Origin of the sequence: Nocardioides sp. SLBN-35 (assembly GCF_006715725.1) — a bacterium.
Lineage (GTDB): Bacteria > Actinomycetota > Actinomycetes > Propionibacteriales > Nocardioidaceae > Nocardioides.
The window spans coordinates 3,198,035-3,219,120 of record NZ_VFNU01000001.1; the positions used below are offsets into that span (position 1 = coordinate 3,198,035).

At 71.0% G+C, this 21,086-nt stretch carries 19 protein-coding genes and 1 tRNA gene; 9 read left to right on the forward strand and 11 right to left on the reverse strand.

Annotated elements, in window-relative coordinates:
- Position 1: 1 nt before the first annotated feature.
- Positions 2 to 3,697, reverse strand: coding sequence for a nitrate reductase subunit alpha (locus FBY23_RS15510; protein WP_141798964.1), 3,696 nt, complete (start codon positions 3,695 to 3,697; stop codon positions 2 to 4).
- On the reverse strand, positions 3,694 to 4,941 hold the full coding sequence (locus tag FBY23_RS15515; RefSeq protein ID WP_174245217.1) for an MFS transporter: 1,248 nt from the start codon (positions 4,939 to 4,941) through the stop codon (positions 3,694 to 3,696). Before FBY23_RS15515 ends, FBY23_RS15510 begins: the two co-directional genes overlap by 4 nt.
- A 201-nt stretch (positions 4,942 to 5,142) precedes the next feature.
- On the opposite strand from FBY23_RS15515, the gene FBY23_RS15520 reads away from it, so the two are divergent.
- Entirely contained in the window at positions 5,143 to 6,051 is a 909-nt protein-coding gene (locus tag FBY23_RS15520; RefSeq protein WP_141798965.1) for a slipin family protein, read from the forward strand.
- Positions 6,052 to 6,118: 67 nt separating this feature from the next.
- Here the strand turns inward: FBY23_RS15520 and FBY23_RS15525 are convergent.
- Together FBY23_RS15525 and FBY23_RS15530 are read right to left on the reverse strand one after the other, a co-directional pair.
- Positions 6,119 to 6,192: transfer RNA gene (locus FBY23_RS15525), tRNA-Pro, on the reverse strand.
- Between the two features lie 73 nt (positions 6,193 to 6,265).
- Complete coding sequence (locus tag FBY23_RS15530) at positions 6,266 to 9,571, reverse strand: error-prone DNA polymerase (protein ID WP_141798966.1); 3,306 nt, start codon at positions 9,569 to 9,571, stop codon at positions 6,266 to 6,268.
- A 123-nt stretch (positions 9,572 to 9,694) separates the two neighbouring features.
- On the opposite strand from FBY23_RS15530, the gene FBY23_RS15535 reads away from it, so the two are divergent.
- The 3 genes from FBY23_RS15535 to FBY23_RS15545 all read left to right on the forward strand — a co-directional run bounded on the left by FBY23_RS15535 (position 9,695) and on the right by FBY23_RS15545 (position 11,058).
- Positions 9,695 to 10,033, forward strand: a complete 339-nt coding sequence (locus FBY23_RS15535) for a PRC-barrel domain-containing protein (protein WP_141798967.1) — start codon at positions 9,695 to 9,697, stop codon at positions 10,031 to 10,033.
- A gap of 71 nt (positions 10,034 to 10,104) precedes the next feature.
- Positions 10,105 to 10,497 carry a VOC family protein gene (locus FBY23_RS15540; protein WP_141798968.1) on the forward strand — a complete coding sequence of 131 codons (393 nt, stop codon included), beginning with the start codon at positions 10,105 to 10,107 and terminating at the stop codon, positions 10,495 to 10,497.
- A gap of 87 nt (positions 10,498 to 10,584) precedes the next feature.
- Positions 10,585 to 11,058 (forward strand): VOC family protein, encoded by a 474-nt coding sequence (locus FBY23_RS15545; protein WP_141798969.1) that lies wholly within the window; start codon positions 10,585 to 10,587, stop codon positions 11,056 to 11,058.
- A gap of 28 nt (positions 11,059 to 11,086) precedes the next feature.
- On the opposite strand, the gene arr is transcribed toward FBY23_RS15545, so the two are convergent.
- Entirely contained in the window at positions 11,087 to 11,497 is a 411-nt protein-coding gene (gene arr, locus FBY23_RS15550; protein ID WP_141798970.1) for an NAD(+)--rifampin ADP-ribosyltransferase, read from the reverse strand.
- Positions 11,498 to 11,527: 30 nt separating this feature from the next.
- Between arr and FBY23_RS15555 the strand changes: the two genes are divergently transcribed.
- Positions 11,528 to 11,968, forward strand: a complete 441-nt coding sequence (locus FBY23_RS15555; protein ID WP_141798971.1) for a VOC family protein — start codon at positions 11,528 to 11,530, stop codon at positions 11,966 to 11,968.
- On the opposite strand, the gene FBY23_RS15560 is transcribed toward FBY23_RS15555, so the two are convergent.
- Positions 11,969 to 12,298 carry a TraR/DksA C4-type zinc finger protein gene (locus FBY23_RS15560; protein WP_141798972.1) on the reverse strand — a complete coding sequence of 110 codons (330 nt, stop codon included), beginning with the start codon at positions 12,296 to 12,298 and terminating at the stop codon, positions 11,969 to 11,971. It lies immediately after the preceding gene.
- Positions 12,299 to 12,365: 67 nt separating this feature from the next.
- On the opposite strand from FBY23_RS15560, the gene FBY23_RS15565 reads away from it, so the two are divergent.
- Positions 12,366 to 12,848 (forward strand): nuclear transport factor 2 family protein, encoded by a 483-nt coding sequence (locus tag FBY23_RS15565; RefSeq protein ID WP_141798973.1) that lies wholly within the window; start codon positions 12,366 to 12,368, stop codon positions 12,846 to 12,848.
- 62 nt (positions 12,849 to 12,910) lie between these two features.
- A complete protein-coding gene (locus FBY23_RS15570) occupies positions 12,911 to 13,123 on the forward strand; it encodes a hypothetical protein (RefSeq protein WP_141798974.1) in 213 nt (70 codons plus the stop codon).
- Between the two features lie 6 nt (positions 13,124 to 13,129).
- Here the strand turns inward: FBY23_RS15570 and FBY23_RS15575 are convergent, their stop codons facing one another.
- Together FBY23_RS15575 and FBY23_RS15580 are read right to left on the reverse strand one after the other, a co-directional pair.
- Positions 13,130 to 14,506 carry a phosphatidylserine/phosphatidylglycerophosphate/cardiolipin synthase family protein gene (locus tag FBY23_RS15575; protein ID WP_141798975.1) on the reverse strand — a complete coding sequence of 459 codons (1,377 nt, stop codon included), beginning with the start codon at positions 14,504 to 14,506 and terminating at the stop codon, positions 13,130 to 13,132.
- A 118-nt stretch (positions 14,507 to 14,624) separates the two neighbouring features.
- Entirely contained in the window at positions 14,625 to 15,152 is a 528-nt protein-coding gene (locus FBY23_RS15580) for a hypothetical protein (protein WP_141798976.1), read from the reverse strand.
- A gap of 142 nt (positions 15,153 to 15,294) precedes the next feature.
- Here FBY23_RS15580 and FBY23_RS15585 point away from each other — a divergent pair, with 142 nt between their 5' ends.
- Complete coding sequence (locus tag FBY23_RS15585; RefSeq protein ID WP_141798977.1) at positions 15,295 to 16,590, forward strand: ATP-binding protein; 1,296 nt, start codon at positions 15,295 to 15,297, stop codon at positions 16,588 to 16,590.
- A 16-nt stretch (positions 16,591 to 16,606) separates the two neighbouring features.
- Here the strand turns inward: FBY23_RS15585 and FBY23_RS15590 are convergent, their stop codons facing one another.
- Positions 16,607 to 18,223 carry a DNA polymerase Y family protein gene (locus tag FBY23_RS15590; protein WP_260805996.1) on the reverse strand — a complete coding sequence of 539 codons (1,617 nt, stop codon included), beginning with the start codon at positions 18,221 to 18,223 and terminating at the stop codon, positions 16,607 to 16,609.
- Positions 18,224 to 18,231: 8 nt separating this feature from the next.
- On the reverse strand, positions 18,232 to 18,837 hold the full coding sequence (locus tag FBY23_RS15595; protein WP_141798979.1) for a hypothetical protein: 606 nt from the start codon (positions 18,835 to 18,837) through the stop codon (positions 18,232 to 18,234).
- 241 nt (positions 18,838 to 19,078) lie between these two features.
- Between FBY23_RS15595 and FBY23_RS15600 the strand changes: the two genes are divergently transcribed.
- The gene (locus tag FBY23_RS15600) at positions 19,079 to 20,017 is read left to right on the forward strand and encodes a type IV toxin-antitoxin system AbiEi family antitoxin domain-containing protein (RefSeq protein ID WP_141798980.1); all 939 of its coding nucleotides are present in this window, start codon (positions 19,079 to 19,081) and stop codon (positions 20,015 to 20,017) included.
- A gap of 110 nt (positions 20,018 to 20,127) precedes the next feature.
- On the opposite strand, the gene FBY23_RS15605 is transcribed toward FBY23_RS15600, so the two are convergent.
- Positions 20,128 to 21,012: an SDR family oxidoreductase gene (locus FBY23_RS15605; RefSeq protein WP_141798981.1), complete on the reverse strand. Its 885-nt coding sequence runs from the start codon at positions 21,010 to 21,012 to the stop codon at positions 20,128 to 20,130.
- Between the last annotated feature and the right edge of the window lie 74 nt (positions 21,013 to 21,086).

A 21,086-nucleotide genomic window follows, 5' to 3' on the forward strand; every position in this document is an offset into this window, starting at 1 on the left:
GTCAGTACTCCACCTCCGCGGTCCGCTTGCGGATCATCGTGACCTCGTCGCGGTTGTTGCCGATCGGGCCGATGTAGTTGAAGAAGTACGCCAGCTGGGCATAGCCCCCGACGATGTGGTTGGGCTTCATCAGGATCCGGGTGAGGCTGTTGTGGATGCCGCCGCGCTTGCGGTCGCGCTCGGTCAGCGGTACGTCGATCAGCCGGTCCTGGGCGTGGTGCATGTAGACCGTGCCCTCCGGCATCCGGTGGCTGACGATCGCGCGGGCCGCGACGACGCCGTTGCGGTTGACCATCTCGATCCAGTCGTTGTCGCGGATCCCGATCTTCGCGGCGTCCCGGTCGGAGACCCACACCGACTGGCCGCCGCGCGACAGGGAGAGCATGAACAGGTTGTCCTGGTACTCGCTGTGGATCGACCACTTGTTGTGGGGCGTCAGGTAGCGCACCGAGACGCCCAGCTCGTTCCGCTCGCCGATCGGCGCCTCCCCGAACAGCGTCGTCATGTTGAGCGGTGGTCGGTAGACGGGCAGCATCTCGCCCATCCCGAGGAACCAGTCGTGGTCGACGTAGAACTGCTGGCGTCCGGTGAGCGTGTGGAACGGCTTGTGCCGCTCGATGTTGATCGTGAAGGGGCTGTAGCGCCGCCCGCCCGACTCCGAGCCCGACCACTCCGGCGAGGTGATCACCGGCACCGGTGCGGCCTGGGTGTCGCGGAAGGTGATCTGCTTGCCCTCGTGCTCGGCGGCGAGGTCGGCGAGCTTCGTGCCGGTGCGCTTCTCCAGGAACCGGAATCCCTGGGTGGCCAGGTGTCCGTTGGAGACGCCCGCCAGGTGCAGGATCGAGTCGGCCATCTGCACGTCGGTCTCGACCCTCGGCTGCCCGGCACCCGCACCCGTCTGCGCGGTGCCGTGCCGTTGACGCAACAGGTCGACCTCGCGCCGTACGTCGTACAGGACGCCCTTGGTCGTCATGCCGACCTTCTCGAGCAGCGGCCCGATCGTCGTCATCTTCTCGTGGATGGCGGTGTAGTCGCGCTCGGCGACCGCGATGACCGGCATGGTCTTGCCGGGCACGGGCTCGCACTCCCCCGCCCTCCAGTCCTGGACGACGCCGTGCTCGCTGGCCATCGCCTCGGGGGTGTCGTGCCACAGCGGCTTGGCGACCACGTCACGCCGGGTGCCGAGGTGGTCGACCGCCATCTCGGAGAACCGCTGGGCGATCAGCTTCCAGGTGTCCCAGTCCGACTTGGTCTGCCACGGCGGCGGGATCGCCGGGTTGAACGAGTGGACGAAGGGGTGCATGTCGGTCGTCGACAGGTCGTGCTTCTCGTACCAGGTCGCCGCCGGCAGCACGACGTCGCTGAGCACCGTGCTGCTCGTCATCCGGAAGTCGATCGTGGTGAGCAGGTCGAGCCGGCCCTCGGCCGCCTGCTCGGCCCACACGACGTCCTTCGGCCGCAGCTCGGGTGGCGCCTCCTTCGCGGTGGCGGCGCTGTCGGTGCCGAGCAGGTGGCGCAGGAAGTACTCGTTGCCCTTGGCCGAGGAGCCCAGCAGGTTGGAGCGCCACAGCGACAGGATCCGCGGGTGGTTGTCCTCGTGCTCGGGGTCCTCGACGGCGAACCGCAGCCGGCCCTCCTTGAGCTCGCGGGCGACGTACGCCGGCACCTCCATGCCGGCACCCGCCGCGTCGTCGGCCAGGGCCAGTGAGCTGCGGTCGAAGGTCGGGTAGCTCGGGCTCCAGCCCAGCCGGACCGACTGGGCAAGCAGGTCCATCACGGTCTTGCCCTCGAAGATGCCGGTGCCGGCGTCGAGGTCGTCGGCGCTGAACGTGTCGTAGCGGTACTGGCTGGTGTTCACGTACCAGTACGCGGTCTGGTTCATGTGCCGCGGCGGGCGGTGCCAGTCGAGGGCGAACGCGAGGTGCTGGAAGCCCATGATCGGGCGTACCTTCTCCTGCCCGACGTAGTGCGCCCAGCCGCCGCCGTTGCGGCCCTGGCATCCGGTGATCGTGGTCAGGACCAGCATCGCGCGGTAGATCTGGTCGGAGTGGAACCAGTGGTTGACACCCGCACCCATCAGGATCATCCCGCGGCCCTCGGTGTCGATCGCGTTCTGCGCCCACTCGCGTGCCAGTCGGCGCACCTGGGCCGCGGGCACGCCGGTGTGCTGCTCCTGCCACGCCGGCGTGGCGACGCCGTCGGGATCGTCGCCGCTCGCCGGCCACTGGCCGGGTAGACCGTCGCGGGCGACGCCGTACTGGGCGAGCATCAGGTCGAGGACCGTGGTCACCAGCCGGTCGCCGATGCGCTTGACCGGGACGCCACGGCGGTGGTGGCGGACCTTGCCGTCGGGGGCGTCGAAGCGTGGCAGCTCGACCTCGACGACCTCCTCGCGGACGTCGTACAGGCTCAGGGCGGGGTCGAGGTCGCCGAGCTCGAGGTTCCAGTGCCCCAACCCCTCCTCGCCGTAGCGGTGGCCGATCGAGCCCCGTGGGATCCGCACCTCGCCGGTGGTCGCGTCGAGGACCGCCGGCTTCCACAGCGTGTTCTCGGTGCCGCCCTCGGGGTGGTCGATGTCGCCGGCGACGAGGAACTTTCCGGGGCGGTAGGCCGCCTGACCGGTGGTTGAGCTTGTCGGAACCGGGTCCAGGCAGACCAGGTGGGGCAGGTCGGTGTAGCGCTTGTTGTAGTCGGTGAAGAAGGGCACCTGCTGCTCGACGAAGTACTCCTTGAGCACCACGTGTCCCATCGCCATCGCCAGCGCGCCGTCGGTGCCGGGCGCGGGGCTGACCCACTCGTCGGCGAACTTCACGTTCTCGGCGTAGTCCGGGGCCACCGCGAGCACCTTCTGCCCGCGGTAGCGCGCCTCGGTCATCCAGTGCGCGTCGGGCGTGCGGGTCAGCGGGACGTTGGAGCCCCACATGATCAGGTAGCCCGCGTCCCACCAGTCCCCCGACTCCGGTACGTCGGTCTGGTCGCCGAACATCTGGGGCGAGGCGTTGGGCAGGTCGGCGTACCAGTCGTAGAAGGAGAGCATCGGCGCGCCGATGAGCTCGAGGAACCGGGCGCCCGAGGTGTAGGACACCGGCGACATCGCGGGGATCGGCGAGAAGCCGGCGATCCGGTCCGGTCCCCAGCGCTTGACCGTGTAGACGTGGGCGGCCGCGACGATCTCGGCGGCCTCCTCCCACGTGGCCCGGACCAGCCCGCCCTTGCCGCGGGCGCGCTTGTAGGCACGGGCCTTCTCGGGGTCCTGGACGATCGATCCCCACGCGACCACAGGGTCGCCGTACTGCTGCTTGGCGGCGCGGAACATCTCCAGCAGCACCCCGCGGACGTACGGGTAGCGCACGCGCGTGGGACTGTAGGTGTACCAGGAGAACGCGGCGCCCCGGGGGCAGCCGCGGGGCTCGTACTCGGGACGGTCCGGGCCGGCGCTCGGGTAGTCGGTCTGCTGCGCCTCCCAGGTGATGATCCCGTCCTTGACGTAGACCTTCCACGAGCACGAGCCGGTGCAGTTGACGCCGTGGGTGCTGCGCACGACCTTGTCGTGGCTCCAGCGGTCCCGGTAGAAGACGTCGCCCTCGCGTCCGCCTTGCTTGAACAGGGCCCGGTCGTCGTCACTCACCTCGGCCTTCGTGAAGAACCGTCGGGAGCCGATCGCGACCTGCTGCAGGCGGGACTCGAGGTCGGTCATACGGCGTTCTCCTTGTGCTGGGCGACGGTCCGGCTGACGACGGTGAAGGTGAGCACGAGAGTGGCGGCCGCGGCCGCGGCGAGCAGCCACAGGCCGATGGCGTAGGAGTCGGTGCGGCCGTAGACATAGCCCATGACGAGCGGGGGGACGAAGCCGCCGAGCCCGCCCGCGGCGCCGACCAGGCCGGTGACGCCACCGACCCGGCCGGGCTCGGTGACCTGGGCGACCAGAGCGAAGGTGGCACCGCTGCCCATGCCGAGTGCGGCCGCCATCGCGAGGAAGGCCACCGTGCCGCCGGCCTCGAGCGGCGGGGTGCCTGCCGCGATCGCCGCGCACACCGTGACCACCGCGAAGCCCACGCCGAGCACCTGGATCGCGCCGATCCGGTCCGCCAGCCAGCCCCCGACCGGCCGCATCACCACGGCCACCACGACGAAGCCCGCCATCCGGTTGGCAGCATCGGCAGGCGTGAGGCCGTGCGCGGTCTTGAGGTACGCCGGCAGGTAGACCGAGAACGCGACGTACCCGCCGAACGCGACGGCGTAGAGGACGCAGGCCTGCCAGGTGATCGGCAGCCGGGCGGTGGCCGCCAGTCGCTGGCCGAGCGGGGTGGTGGGGATGCTCCGGCCGGGCGCGTCGCGCAGCACCAGCCAGGCCAGGATCCCGTACGCCGCCAGGGCCGCGGCAGTGATCAGGAAGGGCGCGCGGTGCCCGAGGCCGTCGTAGAGCTTCACCGTGGTGAGCGCGCTGATCGCCGTACCGCCCATGCCCGCGCCGAAGATGCCGACCGCCAGCCCCCGCTTCTCGGGCGGGAACCACGCGTTGACGAACGGCACGCCGACCGCGAACGCGGTGCCGCCGATGCCGAGGAAGAAGCCGCCGACGAGCAGCAGGGCGTAGGAGTCGAGCGCCACGAAGGCCACGAACAGCACCGGCACGACGGTCGCCAGCGACACCAGCGGGAACATCACCCGCCCACCGAACCGGTCGGTCAGCGCTCCGACGACGATCCGCCCGAGCGAGCCCACCACCACCGGCACCGCCACCAGCAGCGACACGTCGGACTCACTGAGCGTGCCCAGCGTCCCGGTGTCGCGGAACAGCGGGCCGAGTGGACTCAGCAGTGCCCACGCCCAGAAGTTCACGACGAACCCGAGGGTGGCCACCCCCAGCATCAGCCATCGCGTGGCGCCGGTGCTCGGCACACGACTGCCCTGGTCGGTTCCCCCGGTCGTGGTGGCCATCGACGCCCCTTCGGCGCTCACAATCCCCAGATCCATGGTCCGACCCTGACGCGCGCGGCGCCCGAGCCACAGGGCCAAAGTACCCGACATCGACCCGTCCGCGCGCGAGCACAAGGTCCCGGTCGCCGTGCCCTTCGCCTCTGGGCGGCCTCGGCCGGACGGAGCACCGTGGAAGGTGTTCCCCAGTCAAGGAGACTCCAGATGAATGCCTTCCTCACGACGGTCATCGCCGTCCTGGCCGTGCTCGCGGTCGTGCTCGGCGCTGCGTTGCGCATCGTCAACCAGTACGAGAAGGGCGTCGTGTTCCGGCTCGGCCGGGTGCAACACGTGCGCGAGCCCGGGCTCCGTCTCATCATTCCCGTCGTCGACCGGCTGCGAAAGGTCTCGCTCCGCATCGTCACCATGCCGATCCAGTCCCAGGGGATCATCACCAAGGACAACGTGAGCATCGACGTGGCTGGAGTCGCCTACTTCCGCGTCGTCGACGCCGTGAAGTCGGTGGTGGCGATCGAGAACGTCGCGGCCGCGATCAACCAGATCGCCCAGACCACCCTGCGCAACGTGGTCGGCCAGCACACCTTGGACCAGGCATTGTCGGAGACGGACGCGATCAACGCGAGCATCCGCGAGATCCTGGACCGCACCACCAACGAGTGGGGCGTCCTGGTCACCCTCGTCGAGCTCAAGGACATCCAGCTGCCGGACAGCATGAAGCGTGCGATGGCCCGGCAGGCCGAGGCCGAGCGCGAGAAGCGGGCGAAGATCATCGCGGCCGAGGGAGAGGCTGCCGCCGCGGCCGCTCTGGGCGACGCGTCCGACACGATGATGGACCACCCCCTGGCGCTGCAGCTGCGCAACCTTCAGAGCCTGGTCGAGATCGGTGTCGACAAGAACACCACGGTCGTGTTCCCCGCGCCCCTGATGAGCACCGTCGCGGACCTCGGCGAGTTCCTGCGTCGCGAGACCCAGGCCGCGTCCACCATGACAGACACTCAGGTCGTGCCGGTCCTGCCGGTCCGGACCGGGCATTCGACCGACGGACTCGTGGTGCCCGGACACGCACCCGAGCCGCACCCGGCGCCCGCGAGCATCAGGCCGACTGCGAGCTGATCCGTGCATGGAGATGCGAAACCGGCTCCGACCCACGGCGATGCAGGTCGGAGCCGGTTTTTCTCGGTCGGGCTGACAGGATTTGAACCTGCGACCCCCTGACCCCCAGTCAGGTGCGCTACCAAGCTGCGCTACAGCCCGAAGCCCCGTTCGGGATCACCGTCCGAAGCGAACGGAACACTACCGCAGGCCCTCGGCCTGTCCCGAATCGGCCTCACCGGAAGTCCCGTGAGGACTGCCGCGCCTGCAGCGCGTCGCCCGCACCGGGCAGGACGGCGTCGAGCGGCTCGACCCGGTCGGCGACGAGGTTGGTGACGCCGTCCTGGCGCTCGACCATCCCGCGGATCACGACGGCGACCCGGTTGCGGGCGGCCTGCCGGTGGGCGCGCATCACGCCCTGTGAGCAGACCACGTTGAGCATCCCGGTCTCGTCCTCGAGGTTGAGGAAGGTGATCCCGCCGGCGGTGCCCGGCCGCTGGCGGTGGGTGACCAGGCCGGCGACGTGCACGCGGCGTCCCGCCTCGGTGGTCGGCAGCTCGCCGACCGCCTTGATGCCGGCGGCGGCCAGGGTCTCGCGGAAGTGCTGGATCGGATGGACGTCGGTCGAGATCCGGGTCGCCCACAGGTCGGCGAGGGTCACCTCCAGCGGCGTCATGTCCGGCAGCGTCGGTGGTGCGGGGGCGGGGGTGCTGCCGGGCAGCTGGCCGCTGTCCTCGGCGTACCCGGCCATCCACAGCGCCTGGCGTCGGTCGAGCCCGAACCCGTCGAGCGCGCCGGCGGTGGCGAGCGCCTCGAGCTGGGCCTGGGTCAGCCCGGCGCGGCGGGAGAGGTCGCGGATGTCGGCGTACGGCGCCTCCGCGCGGGCCGTCACGATCCGGGTCGCGACCTCACTGCCGATCCCCTTGACCGCGTCGAGCCCCAGACGCACGGCCAGCGTGCCGTCGTAGCGCAGCGGGTCGTCGCACTCGCCGCCACTGGGCTCGAGCCCGGCCTGGACCTCGGATGTGGCCAGGTCGGGCGGGAGTACGACGACACCGTGGCGGCGCGCGTCGGCGACCAGGGACTGCGGGGAGTAGAAGCCCATCGGCTGGTTGCGCAGCAGCCCGGCCAGGAAGGCCGCCGGGTAGTGCAGCTTGAACCAGGACGAGGCGTAGACGAGCAGCGCGAAGCTGAGCGCGTGGGACTCGGCGAACCCGAAGCCCGCGAAGGACAGCACCTGGACGTAGATCGCGTCGGCGGCATCGCCGGTGATGCCCTTGCGTGCCATGCCGGAGTACAGCTTGTCCTTGACCTTCTCGATCCGCTCGATGCCCCGCTTGGAGCCCATCGCCCGGCGCAGCAGATCGGCGTCGTCGGGGCTGCAGTCGCCCAGCGCGACCGCCATCTGCATGAGCTGCTCCTGGAACAGGGGGACGCCGAGCGTGCGGTCCAGGATCGGCTCGAGCAGCGGGTGCGGGTAGGTCACCTTCTCCCGCCCGGTCTTGCGGCGGATGTAGGGGTGGACCGCACCGCCCTGGATCGGGCCGGGGCGGATCAGCGCGATCTCGATGGCGAGCTCGTAGAACCTCTCCGGCTTGAGCCGTGGCAGGGTGCCGATCTGGGCGCGGGACTCGACCTGGAAGACGCCGATCGAGTCGGCGCGGCCGAGCATCTCGTAGACCTCGGGCTCCTCCTTGGGCAGCGTCGCGAGCGTCCACTCCTGGCCGAGGTGCTCGGCGACGAGGCGGATCATGTGGTCGAGCGCGCCGAGCATGCCGAGGCCGAGCAGGTCGAACTTCACCAGCCCCATCGACTCGCAGCCGTCCTTGTCCCACTGCAGCACGGTCCGCTTGTCCATCCGCGCCTTCTCGATCGGGCAGACCTCCCCGATCGGGCGCTCGGTGAGGACCATGCCGCCGGAGTGGATGCCGAGGTGGCGGGGGGCGCCGATCAGCTCCTCGGCCAGGGCGACGACGGGGTCGGGGATGCCGAGGTCCTTCTCGATGTCGCTCCCCCAGCTGTCGACCTGCTTGGACCAGGCGTCCTGCTGCCCCGTCGAGTGGCCGAGCGCCTTCGCGGCGTCGCGCACCGCCATCCGCGGGCGATAGCTGATCACGTTGCACACCTGCGCGGCGTTGCGGCGGCCGTAGGTGTCGTAGACCCACTGGATCACCTCCTCGCGCCGGTCGGAGTCGAAGTCGACGTCGATGTCGGGCTCCTCCTCGCGGTGCTGGGAGATGAACCGCTCGAACGGCAGGTTGTAGAAGACCGAGTCGATGGCGGTGATCCCGAGCGCGTAGCAGACCGCGCTGCTCGCCGCCGATCCCCTGCCCTGGCACAGGATCCTCTGCTCGCGGGCGAACGCGACGATGTCGTGCACGATGATGAAGTAGCCGGCGAAGTCCTTCTCCAAGATCACCTTCATCTCGGCCTCGACCCGCTGCCTGGCCGCCTCGGCGTGCGGCTCGTGCGCGTACCGCTCCGCGAAGCCCCGCTCCAACAGGTCGCGCAGGTGCTCGCCCGGCGTACGCCCCTCGGGGATGCCCTGCTTCGGCAGCCGGGGCGAGGCCTTGCGCAGGTCGAAGGCGAGCTCGCCGGCGAGGGCGACCGATCGACGTACGGCGTCGGGGCGGTGCGCGAACCGGCGCAGCATCTCCTCCCCGCTGCGCAGGTGCGCCCCACCGGACAGGTCGAGCCAGCCGTCGAGCTCGGCGATGCTGCGCCGGGCACGCACCGCCGCCATCGCCGCCGCCAGCCGCCGCTTCTCCGGTACCGCGAAGTGGACGTTGCCCGTCGCCAGCACCGGCAGGCCGCGGTCACCGGCGATCCGGGCCAGCAGGTCGTTGTCCTCCTCCCCGCCGGGGTGGTCGCTGGCGGTCACCTCGACCACGACGTGCTCGCGACCGAACCGGTCGACGAGGTGGTCGAGGGCTCCTGCGGCCGCGGCCGGTCCCCCGGCCGCCAGCGCCTGGCGGACCGTGCCCTTGCGGCACCCGGTCAGCACCACCCAGTGCCCGCGGCCCCGCTCGGCGAGCTCGTCGAGGTCGTGGGCCGGACTGCCCTTCTCCGGCGCGCGCAGTCCGGCCTCGGTGATCGCCCCCGACAACCGGTGGTAGCCCTCCACCCCGCGCGCGAGCACCAGCAGGTGGCTGCCCTCGGGGTCGGGGATGCCGTTCTGGGAGCGGTGCACGCCGAGGGTCAGCTCGGCGCCGTAGACCGTCCGCAGCTCGTAGTCCGCCCCCGCCTCCGCGAACAGTGGTGCCCCCGCGAACCCGTCGTGGTCGGTCAACGCGAGCGCGTCGAGCCCGAGCCGGACGGCCTCCTTGACCAGGTCGCCGGGAGAGCTGGCGCCGTCGAGGAAGCTGAAGTGGCTGTGGCAGTGGAGCTCGGCGTACGGCGTCGACGCGGTCGGCCGGACCACCTCGTCCGGCTCGACGCGCGGCCGCTTGCGGCGCGAGACCGGCGCTTCGAGCGCGGGTGCCCGCCCGGACAGCCGCCGCTCGAGCTCGCTCCACGGGACCGGGGGGTTGTTCCAGCCCATGGACTCAGGCTAATCGAACACATGTTCGATATCAAGATCTCCCTTCCGTCTCCCCGCCCTCCGGTTTCCGGCGGGCGCGTCCGGGTACCGCGCAGGACTCGACTACAAGGGGGGAGAGTTCAGATGAGCAATGTGTGGAACTACCGGGAGACCTCGTGGCTGGAGGGTGGCGACCTGGTCGGCTACAGCGTCGAGGCGACCGACGGATCGATCGGCAAGATCGACGACGCGACCAACGAGGTCGACGCCGCGCACGTCGTCGTCGACACCGGACCGTGGATCTTCGGCAAGAAGCGGTTGATCCCGGCCGGCGCCATCACCGGCGTCAACCACGACGACGAGTCGGTCATGGTCAACATGACCAAGGACCAGATCAAGGCGGCGCCGGACCACGACGCCGACCGCTGGGGCGACGAGTCGCGCGACCAGCACGCCGACTACTACGGCCCGTTCTCCTGGTGACCGATGCAGCACGTGGCCCCGGCGCACGCCGTCGAGGCCACGTGCCTGGGCCGCCTGCCTAGGCTGCCCGCATGACCTCGGTGCGTCAGGTACAGGTGACCTTCGACTGCGCGAGCCCGCGGGCCGTCGCCGACTTCTGGAAGGCCACGCTCGGGTACGTCGACCCGCCCCACCCGCCCGACCCCGAGGACGCCTGGGCCGCCTGCCAGGACCCCACCGGCGCCGGCCCGCGGCTGTACTTCCAGCGGGTCCCCGAGGACAAGGTCGTCAAGAACCGGGTCCACCTCGACGTCCGCGTCGGGACCGGCCTGACCGGCGCCGAGCGCTTGGCTGCCCTCGAAGCCGAGGCGACCCGCTTGGAGGCCCTCGGTGCCCGCCGGGGCACGCTCCTCCTCGCCGACGACGAGAACGAGTCGTGCCAGAACATGCTCGACATCGAGGGCAACGAGTTCTGTCTCGACTGAGGCCACCGCGATGAGTCCTGCGCCGAGCCCGGGTCGTTCCTGACAGCGGCCCTCGACCGAGGGGCCCACGGACTCGAGGAGATCCCCATGGTTTCGGTACGCACCCACCTGTGGTTCGGCAACGACAAGGCGGTCGAGGCCGCGAAGTTCTACGCCGAGCACATCCCGGGCTCGTCGGTCGGCGATGTCGTCACGGCATGGACCGAGCCCGGCACCTCCGTCGCCGAGGTCGTCGAGTTCACCGTCGCCGGCCACGACGTGATCGGCCTCAACGCCGGCCCGGAGTTCCACCTCAACGAGGCGTTCTCGTTCTACCTGCGCGTCCAGGGCCAGGAGGAGGTCGACCACTACTGGGACCTGCTCACCGCCGACGGCGGCGAGGCCGGCCCGTGCGGCTGGTGCAAGGACAAGTTCGGCGTCTCCTGGCAGGTGGTCCCCGTCGAGCTCGAGGAGCTCAGCGGTGACTACACGAGCGAGGCGAACCAGCGGGTGTGCCGGGCGATGCTGACGATGAGCAAGATCGACGTCGCCCAGCTTCAGACGGCGTACGACGGGGAGTGAGTCCGCGGCGGCTCCACGGGTCGCCCACTCAGTTGATGATCTCGCCCCGCTCACTGTCCCGCAGCTCCGCCAACCGCTCGCGCCAGGTGGCGAGCGCCTCGGGCGTCAGCCGCGTCCAGTCGTGGACCTCGCCGACGACGCGCAGCGGCTCCCGGCTGCGGTAGGACCGGGTGGGGTTGCCGGGGAACTTCTTGTCGGTGACGTTCGGGTCGTTCTCGAAGTCGCCGGTCGGTTCGACGGCGTAGACGCGCGGCTCGGCAGGGCCGGGTGCGAGCTCGGCGGCCAGGCCGGCCCCGTCGGGCAGGGCGGTGAAGTACACGTGGTTCATCACGACCTCGGGCCGGTAGTTGGACCGGAAGCCCGCGGTGAGCAGGTCGCCGACCTGCAGGTCGGCCTTCGTGCCGTGGAAGAACGGTCCGTCGTCAAGCGTGTCACTCACCGGGCCAGAGTAGGCGGCAGGATGTAGCCCATGACGCACGTACGACGCTTCGACCACGTCGGCATCACCGTCGCCGACCTCGACGCAGCCACCGCGTTCTTCGTCCGCCTCGGGCTCGAGGTCGAGGGCACCGGGGAGGTGGCGGGTGAGTTCGTGGAGACCGTGTGCGCCCTCCCGGGCGCACACTGCCGGATCGCGATGCTCCGCGTGCCCGGCGGCGGGCCGCGTCTGGAGCTGTCGAGCTTCGTGACGCCCGATCACCTGCCCGGCTCGCCCGACGCGCTGGCCAACGAGGTCGGCCTGCGCAACGTGTCCTTCGAGGTCGAGGACCTCGAGGCCGCCGTCGACGCGGTCGCCGCCGACGGGTACAGCCTGGTCGGCGGGATCGGGGACTACCAGGGCAGCGTGCGGATGGCCTACGTGCGCGGGCCGGAGGGGATCGTCGTGTCCCTGTTCGAGCTGACCGGCTGATCAGCAGCCGACGCAGGTGCGGGCGGTGGGGCGCACCTCGAGCCGGCCCGCGGCGATCGGCCGGCCGCACGTCTCGCACGCGCCGTACGTGCCGGCTTCCAGCCGCACCAGGGCGGCGTCCACCTCGGCGAGGTGCCGTCGTACCTGCGCCACCAGGGTCGCCAGCTGCGAGCGCTCGAAGGCGATCGTGGCGCCCTCGGGGTCGTGCTCGTCGTCGGCGTTGGTGTCACGGGACGCGGCGACGACCTCGTCGAAGCTGCCGGTCAGGTCGGCCAGGCGCCGCCGGGCCTCGTCCCGCTCGGCCACCAGCAGCTCCCGCACATCGTCCACCCCGCCGATGTTGCCATCGCCCTCCGACACCCTCGACCATTTCTAGAACACGTTCTACAGTGCGGGCATGGACCTTGCCGCGATCGAGGAGATCAAGCGCCTCAAGCACCGCTACTTCCGCACCCTCGACCTGAAGAAGTGGGACGAGTACGCCGACTGCCTGGCCGAGGACGTGGATGCGAGGTACGGCACCCAGGCGATGGGCGAGCCGTTGCACTTCGACAGCCGCGACGCGGTCGTGGACTACATGGCCAAGAACCTCGGCCCGGGGATCATCACCATCCACATCGCCAACCACCCCGAGATCGACGTCGACGGCGACACCGCCACCGCCTCGTGGGCGTTCGAGGACACCGTGATCGTGCCCGACTTCAAGGTCCAGATCCGCGGTGGCGGGTACTACGTCGACTCCTACCGCCGCGACGACGACGGCACCTGGCGGATCGCGTCGACGCAGTACGAGCGCATCTACGAGGCGATGACCTCGCTCGACGACACCCCCAGCTTCAAGCTGATCGCCAACCGCTGGGACGCCTCGCTCGAGCACTGAGCAGCCTCTCGGCGGCACCGAGGTGGGCGTGTGCGTCCAGGAGTACCGGGTACGTCGCCACCATGGGTGGCACAGCCGATGACCAGCACGACCAGCACGACCAGCACCGGGACGACGAGCGCGTGAGCGAGCGCGCCGAGCTCCTGCCCGAGGAGCAGGAGGCCGGATCCGATGATCCCGTCGACCAGGCCGCGGCGATCCTCGAGGAGTCCGAGGAGCGCACCGACGACCCCGACGGCACCCGCCGCAACAGCAGCCAGACGCCGGGCGGGTGAGGCTCGTCAGTGGAGCTCCAGCTCCTCGAACGGGTAGTCCTTCGGACCGAGGAACTCGGTGCCGGGCACGACCCGGCCGTTCGGGTCGGCGGAGGGGACGTAGTTGTTGAGGCTGCGCGGCGCCTGGCGGTAGATCAGGTCCACCCAGCCGGCGTACTTCTCCGCCATCGCGGCGTCGTCCCAGAAGATCACGTTCTGCTCGTCGGAGTGCCAGCCGAGCTTGGTCCAGTTCTCGCTGCTGGACAGCACCGCGTTGCCGTCGGTGCGCCCGGCGACGTTGCCCTGCACCGACAGGCCCTTCAGGTGGACGTAGCGGTCCTTGAACTTGTTGGCCGTCGCGCCGGTGATGTAGACCATCTGCTTCGCCGGCAGGCCGCGCAGGATGTTGCGGATCTTCAGCGGCATCATCATGAACACGATGCGTACGTCGCAGCCCTCGTTGGCCAGCGCGCGCACCTTGCGGGCGACCTTGACGCCACGCTGGTCACCCCACACGGCGTTCGCGATCCGCACCTTGGTCCGTCCGCCCGGGACGTTCGTCGCACCCGCGCACTGGACCTGGTTGAGGACCTTGAGCGCCGGGTCGACCTTCTTCTTGTGGGGCGCGAACATCGAGGTGATGGTCGAGCCCGGGGTGGTGGTGCTCGGCACGGTGAACCGCAGCACCTTCGCCGGCTTGTCCTTCTTGGCCTGCTTCCACATCGTCATCCAGCCGTCGTAGAGCGGCTGGTTCTCGGTGATCGTGGTCCAGTCGTTGAACTGCTGCACCGCGGCGGCGCCCGTGAAGTTGCCCGAGCCCTGCATCGCGATCCAGCTCGTCGCGCCGGACCGGCTCACCAGCATCAGCTTGTCGTGCATCGCGCCGCCCTTGCCGCGACAGGTCGAGGAGCAGGTCCGGATCCAGCTGCGCAGCTCCTTGGGCCGGTCCGGGCTGCCCTTGGCCAGCGCCTTGCGCAGGGTCGGGTACGACCGCCCCGGCCCCTGCCCCTTCGCCAGGCCGCGGGACATGATGATCTGCACCGAGACGCCGCGCTTGTGGGCGTTGATGAAGACCTTCGCCAGCCTCGGCGAGTCGAAGTTCCACGTCATCAGCCGGATCGACTCCCCCGCGGGGACGTTCTTGACGGTCTTGATGATCTTGCGCTGGATCTTCGTCTTCTTCTTGGTGCCGCGGAACGGGTGGTTGAACACGATCCCCGGCGCCACGACGTACGCCGGGTCCGGCGCCCGCTTCGCCGCGGTCCTGCCGACGGTGTCGGCGCCCGCCGCGTCCACCCGGCCCGGCGCGGCCACCAACAGCGCCGCCCCGAGCAGCACCGCCACCGCCATCGCCACCAGTCCCCGCGTCGTACCGACCGTCGACCTGTCCCACACGAACCGCACGATTCCCACTCTCTCCGGTGTCCCGAGCTCTTCCTCCCTCACAGCGGCGGGCGGCCCGGATTCGTTACAGGCAGGCCGCTTTCGCGCGGGACACGGGTCGATCCGTCGAGCTGGTCGGTCAGTCCTTCAGCAACCGGTCGATCTCGACGAGGACACCCTTGCGGTTCTTGCCGGCGACCTCCCGCTCGCGCAGCCGCCGCAGGTCGTCGGGGCCGATGCCGCCGAGGCGGGTCTTCACCTGCGCGACGGTGAGGGCCTGGAGGTCGGGGAGGACGAGGGACTCGACGTTGTCCGGCACCTCCGGCTCGCCCGCGGCCGAGGAAGCGGGATCGGACCTGCGGCGCCCCGCGATCAGCTGGGTCGGCACCAGCTGGGTCGGCAGCGGCAGCTTGGGTGTCGGCAGCTTCGGGACCTGGCGCACGGTGTCGAGCACCTGCAGCAGCGCCTGGGAGTAGGCCTTGCCGGTGCTGACCAGCTGGCCGAGCAGGTTGTCGGCCTCGGCTCGGGTCAGCGATCCGCGGGCGACGAGGTCGTCCATCAGGCCCTGCAACCGGGTCATCTGGATCGTGACGCTGTGCTCGAGCGCACCGTGCAGCGCCCGCAGGTTGCGTCCGACGAGGTCGGCCGGCTTCCCGGTGCGTCCCATGCTTGCCTCCAGTGTGAACGCCTCCCTCGCTCAGGGTAGGCGGGCGCCCACCTCGATATCCAGTGGCGTCGCAGGTGTACGCCGCCGCACACTGGCCGACTGTGCCCCGTACCCGTCCCCGACCGAACCGAAGGTGGTGACCATGACCGACATCGACGCCCTCGACCTCCTCGCCGAGGCGCCCGCCCCTGCCCTGCGACTGCTCGCCACCGCGATCGACCGCGAGTTCGAGCGCCGCGAGGAGAGCGTGCCCTCGCCCTACGACCACGCCGCCGGACAGCTCGGCATCCACGTCACCGACCTGGTCGTGCTCACCGAGGTGCTCGAGGCGCCGGTCGCGCACTCCGTCGGCCACTGGCTCTTCGAGGCGCAGCTGCGCTGGAGCACCGAGCACGTCGGCGCGTACCCCTCTCTCCCCGCGACGACGGAGACCGTCCCCGGCGCACGCGGTGACGTCCGCGCGTTCAACGCGGTCACGATGACGCTGCCCGCCGGCACGCTGTCCGGCGCGCCCCTGGTCGTCCGGCTCGTCCCGGACCGGTTCGGTCGCGAGTTCGAGCTGATCGGGCGCGCGCAGGACGCCGACGCGCTCCCCGACGTGCTCGACGGCTTCCTGCGCCGCTGCCGCACCTCGGACTCGCCGTACCGCCAGGGCACCTACCGGCTCACCACCGGCAACCGGGGCCTCGTGCTCAAGCGGTGGACTCCGCCGGACGCGTCGCGCGACCTGCTCAAGCTCGACGCGTCGGTGTGGCACACCGTCGACCGCGGTGTGCACCGCGTGCTCGACCTCGCTCCCGACCTGGCGGCGCGCGGTCTCGGCACCAGCACCGGGCTGCTGCTCGTCGGCCCACCGGGCACCGGCAAGACCCAGCTCGGCACGGTCGTGGCCCGCGAGCTGCACGGTACGACGACCGTCCTGGTCCCCGGCACCTACGTCACCGAGCACTACCTGAGCGAGCTCTTCGACCTGGCCGCGGACCTCTCGCCGTGCCTGATCCTGATGGACGACCTCGACCTGATCGCGGGCGAGCGCGGGCAGACCAACCCGCACCGGCTGCGCGAGTTCCTCAACGTGATGGACGGTGGGCTCGCCGACCGCAGCGGCGTCGTGGTCATCGCGTCCACGAACGACCATCGCAAGATCGACAAGGCCGCCCGCCGCTCGTCTCGGTTCGACACGGTCATCCGGATGGAGGCGCCGGGCGTCGAGGGCCGGCTCGCGATCCTCGGGCGCTACCTCGCCTGGTGCACCACGCCGCTCGACCTGCCGGCGGTGGCGCGGGCCACCGAAGGCGCGACCGGCGCGGACCTCAAGGAGCTGGTCCGGTCCACGGTGCTCGAGACGCAGGACGCCGTGACCACACAGGCGCTGCTCGCACAGGCGGCCGAGGGTGGGTGGCGGCCGACGGCCCCGGCGGCCGGGGACTACCTGTGAGCCGTCCGGTCGTCAGTCAGTCATAGGCGGCCTCCACCTCCCAGCTGCCGGGCGCACGCCAGCACAGCAACCAGGCCCGCCCGTCCACGCCGACCACCTGGAACCGGGCCGCCCGCCCCGATCCCGCCGCACCCGAGAGCCACCACCCCTCGTCGACCGGCCACGGCCCGGCCCAGGAGGCGACGGGGCACCAGTGCCGACCGAGCCGGATCCGCCACGGCGCGCCGGTCACCTGCCCGCGCGCGGTGACCGCGACAGGGACCGAGGCCTCGTCGACGACCTCGGCCTCGAGTGGTGTGGCGAAGACCCGGCTCGGCGCGGGGCCGGGGATCCGCCCGGGCCAAGGTCGTTCGACCGGGCGCAGCCCGACCGGCCGCTCTCCCCACGGCACCAGGGCCTGGCGGTCGGCGGCGCCGCGTCCGCCCTGGAGCACGGGGACCCGGACCGCGTCGTACCCGACCATCGCCTGCACCCGGGCGACGCCGCGGACCACCTGCTCCTCGGCTCCCCCGCCCCACAGCCCGTCGGCGTGGTCGCCGGCGGGCTCGACGACGTCGGGCAGGAAGCGGACGAGGGCGACCGCGGAGGTGATGGTCTCGCCGGTGGACTTGCGGCTGCGCAGCCCGGAGGACGCCATGCCCGCCTGGAGCTGCCAGTGCACCCGGTCGACGAGGTCGCGGGAGGTGAAGCAGCGCGGGTGCACCCAGGTCCGGGCGGAGACGCCCTCCTCGAACTCGGCCTCGATCCGGACCGAGGTCGCCACCAGCTGCCGGTCGGCCAGTCCGGCGACGAACCGCTCGGCGGTGGTGCGGACGCTGAAGGTGACCGCCTCCGCGGAGTCGAGCGGCGGCTCGAAGGCGACCTCGCAGGTCAGCTCGGGCGGTGGGGTGCGCGAGGCGAGCCGGGTCACCTCGCGGCCCTGCACCCGCCGCCACACGTCGGTGCCGTAGCCGCCGAACCGGTTGGCGACCTCCCCCGCGCCCAGCCGGGCGAAGTCGGCGAGGAGCACCAGCCCGAGCCGGCGCAGCAGGTCGGCGAGCTCGGCGCCCTCCGGGCCGTCGTCGGCGAGGACGGTGACGGGCAGGCCGCGCAGGAACTCCGCCGAGGAGCCCGAGGGGATCGAGAGACAGGCCTGCGGGGGCGCCTCCCGGGCGGCGCGCTCGGCGGTGTAGAGGTCGTCGGCCGCACCGAACCGGCTGTCCCACACCCCCGCCTGGACGAGGTGCTCGGCGAGGACGGCCGCTGCGGCCTCCTCGCCGTCGATCTGCCCGCGGGCGCCACCGCGGGCGAAGTACCGCCCCGGAGCGGGGACGGCGAGCAGCCCGGGCCGCAGCGGCGCCACCCCGGGGCGTACCGCCTCGACCGCCGCCAGCACCGGCTCGAACCACCGGGCGTCGCGGTCGGGGTTGGCGTCGAGCAGCACCACCTCGGGGCAGCGCGCCTGGGCGTCGCGGCGCCGGTGGCCGCGGCGTACGCCCTCGGCGCGGGCGGCGGCGTTGCACACCGCCACCACGTTGTTGGCCAGGACGACGGCCGGTGCCACGACCTCGGGGCGTGGGGCGTCATCAGGCAGTGTGTCGACGCGCTCGAGCAGCGCCGCGGTCACCGACCAGTCCGGGCACCAGAGCACCATGGTCCGCATCAGAGCACCACGTCCGCCCGCACCGGCATCCGCCCGCCACCGCGAGCGACGAGCGTGGCCCGGCGCTCGCGGAGCCGGCCGCGGCCGTGGCCGATGCCGTCCCAGGCCACCTGCTCCGCGTTGATCCTGGCCTCGCAGCGCGGCCACTCGCCCTGCACGACGAGCACCGCCGACCTGGCCCGCAGCCGGGCCTCGATGAGCGAGGCGGACTTCGGGTCGACGCCGCCGGGTGGTCGCAGCACCACCACCTTGAGCACGTCGACCAGGGCCGCGGTCACCTCGAGCCAGTGCTCCCCCGGCGCGGGGACGAGGACGGTGCGCCCGAGCACGATCCCCTGCTGCTGGGCGGCCTCGGCGCCGAAGTCGTCCCAGCCCGCGAACCCGACCCACTCCCCGGCCTGCGAGGCGCCGGCCGCCAGGGCCATGCCGAGGGTCGCCGAGTCGACGCCGTAGACCCCGCCGGTGCGCAGCTGGACCAGGCCGTCGAGCACGGGAAGCACCGGGACCAGCAGCCGGGTCGGGCCGCCCTCGAGCGCAGCGATCCGCCCGCGCAGCTGGTCGACCACTGCACGCGGGTCGTCGATCTCGAGGGGGCGAACACTCACCCGTCCATGTTCGAACAGATGTTCGAACAAAGCAAGTGGGCTCTCTGCCCGCGAGCAGGCCGGGAGTTTCACCGGCCGACCGGTGAAACTGGTGCCGGGACGAGGAAGCATTCTCGTCCATGCGCCAGTTTCGTCGTCCAAGCCGACAAGTCACTCACAGGTCCACAGCGGCGTACCTCGCTATCCACAGCCCGAGGACCGACCCCAGCACCGTGCCCGGAAAAGGGGCAGGCTCCTCGACATGCTCGAGCACCTCGTCGACGCTCACGGGATCCTGCTACGTCGCGACGCCATCGCCGCCGGCTCAACGGACAATGCACTGAAGCGTGCTGTGCGCGCTGGTTTCCTGGTGCGAATCCGCCAAGGGGTCTACGTGCTCCGCGGCATCTGGGAGAACTCAGACCCCGTAGCTCGGCACCGACTCCTCCTCGAGGGAACTCGCCAGTTGTACGACGACAACGTGGCCGCTTCCCACGTCAGCGCCTGCATCGAGCAGGGCGGGCCGAACTGGCGACTCGACCTCACGTCAGTCCACTTCACGAGCCTGTACGGCAAGGGCGAGCGGTCTGCGGCTCGCGTCATCCATCACCGCGGGGAGCTGCTCGTCAACGACCTCACGCGCGACGAGCGCGGCTGGCTGACAGCCCCGGCTCGCACGGCCCTGGACACCGCCACGCTGGCCGATCTCGAGCCAGCGGTTGCCGTTCTCGACTGGTACGTCCAAGCCGGCCTCACCACGTTGACCGCACTGTTCGATCTCTACGACCAGCGGATGCGAGTCTGGCCGGACTCACTCCGACTCCGTCACATCCTCGGACTGACGGACGGAAGAGCCGAGTCTTTCGGCGAGACGCGGACTCGGCTCGTGCTCCGCGTCGCCCGCGTGCCCGCACCGATCGCCCAGTACGAGATCAAGCATCCGAGTGGACTCCTGGCAGGACGGGTCGACTTCGCCTGGCCCGAGTTCAAGGTGATGCTGGAGTTCGACGGCCTGATCAAGTACCACCGATTCCGCCGCCCCAGCGAGACCGTCGAGGAGATGGTGATCCGGGAGAAGCAGCGCGAGGACATGCTCCGCGAGCTCACCGGCTGGGTCATGATCAGGATCACCTGGGCCGACCTCGACCGCCCTGAGGCCACCGCCGCACGCATTCTCCGCGCAATGCGGCTGGCCGCCTGAGTGCCCCTCCAGTCCCGTCCGCCCCACTTGGACGAGAAAACTCGCGCCTGGACGAGGAAGTTTCCTCGTCCAGGCGCGAGTTTCACCGGTCGACCGGTGAAACTGGCACCTCAGGCGGTGCCGTACACCGGCTCCGGCGTGGGCGCCTCACCGAGCAGGTCCCGCAGAGCGGGACCGACCTTCTCGGCCTCCCAGCGAGCGCCGGCGTCGCGCGAGGGACCGTGGGTCCAGCCGTTCTCGACGGTGATGACGGAGCCGTCGATCTCGATGACGCGACCGGTCACGTCGCCGGCCTCCTCGGAGGCCAGCCACGCCACGACGGGCGAGTTGTCCTCGGGCAGCGCCATCGCGGAGGTGTCGAAGGCACCCTCGGTCATCCGGGTCTTGGCGACCGGGGCGATCGCGTTGACGGTGACGCCGTACCGGCCCATCTCGACTGCGGCGACCAGGGTCATGCCGGCGATGCCGGCCTTCGCGGCGGAGTACGTCGTCTGGCCGAGCGAGCCCTGGAGGCCGGCGCCGGACGAGGTGTTGATCACCCGGGCCGCGCGCTGACGGCCCTCCTTCGCCTCGGCCCGCCAGTAGGCGCCCGCGTGGCGCAGCGGGGCGAAGTGGCCCTTGAGGTGCACGCGAACGACGGCGTCCCACTCCTCCTCGCTGGTGTTGACCAGCATCCGGTCGCGCAGGAAGCCCGCGTTGTTGACCAGGATGTCGAGGCCACCGAAGGTGTCGATCGCCTGCCGGACCATGGCCTCGGCAGCGGCGAAGTCGGCGACGTCGGCGCCGTTGACCACAGCCTCGCCACCCATCGCCTCGATCTCGGCGACGACCTGGTGGGCGGGCGACTCGTCGGTGCCCTCACCCGCGGCCGACACGCCGAAGTCGTTGACGACCACCTTGGCGCCGTGGCGCGCCAGCTCCAGCGCGTGGGCGCGTCCGATGCCTCGTCCCGCACCGGTCACGATCGCGACCCGGCCCTCCAGCAACCTGCTCACTTCGGTCTCCTCTACGACGTCGGTTCGTCCACTCCTCGTCCAATCGGACTCGGGACAGGACGCACAATACCAAG

Excerpts from the sequence above, each read along its gene's own strand:
- FBY23_RS15510 (WP_141798964.1), bottom strand. The coding sequence starts at position 3,697 with ATGACCGACCTCGAGTCCCGCCTGCAGCAGGTCGCGATCGGCTCCCGA.
- FBY23_RS15515 (WP_174245217.1), bottom strand. The coding sequence starts at position 4,941 with ATGGCCACCACGACCGGGGGAACCGACCAGGGCAGTCGTGTGCCGAGC.
- FBY23_RS15520 (WP_141798965.1), top strand. The coding sequence starts at position 5,143 with ATGAATGCCTTCCTCACGACGGTCATCGCCGTCCTGGCCGTGCTCGCG.
- FBY23_RS15530 (WP_141798966.1), bottom strand. The coding sequence starts at position 9,571 with ATGGGCTGGAACAACCCCCCGGTCCCGTGGAGCGAGCTCGAGCGGCGG.
- FBY23_RS15535 (WP_141798967.1), top strand. The coding sequence starts at position 9,695 with ATGAGCAATGTGTGGAACTACCGGGAGACCTCGTGGCTGGAGGGTGGC.
- FBY23_RS15540 (WP_141798968.1), top strand. The coding sequence starts at position 10,105 with ATGACCTCGGTGCGTCAGGTACAGGTGACCTTCGACTGCGCGAGCCCG.
- FBY23_RS15545 (WP_141798969.1), top strand. The coding sequence starts at position 10,585 with ATGGTTTCGGTACGCACCCACCTGTGGTTCGGCAACGACAAGGCGGTC.
- FBY23_RS15555 (WP_141798971.1), top strand. The coding sequence starts at position 11,528 with ATGACGCACGTACGACGCTTCGACCACGTCGGCATCACCGTCGCCGAC.
- FBY23_RS15565 (WP_141798973.1), top strand. The coding sequence starts at position 12,366 with ATGGACCTTGCCGCGATCGAGGAGATCAAGCGCCTCAAGCACCGCTAC.
- FBY23_RS15570 (WP_141798974.1), top strand. The coding sequence starts at position 12,911 with ATGGGTGGCACAGCCGATGACCAGCACGACCAGCACGACCAGCACCGG.
- FBY23_RS15580 (WP_141798976.1), bottom strand. The coding sequence starts at position 15,152 with ATGGGACGCACCGGGAAGCCGGCCGACCTCGTCGGACGCAACCTGCGG.
- FBY23_RS15585 (WP_141798977.1), top strand. The coding sequence starts at position 15,295 with ATGACCGACATCGACGCCCTCGACCTCCTCGCCGAGGCGCCCGCCCCT.
- FBY23_RS15590 (WP_260805996.1), bottom strand. The coding sequence starts at position 18,223 with ATGGTGCTCTGGTGCCCGGACTGGTCGGTGACCGCGGCGCTGCTCGAG.
- FBY23_RS15600 (WP_141798980.1), top strand. The coding sequence starts at position 19,079 with ATGCTCGAGCACCTCGTCGACGCTCACGGGATCCTGCTACGTCGCGAC.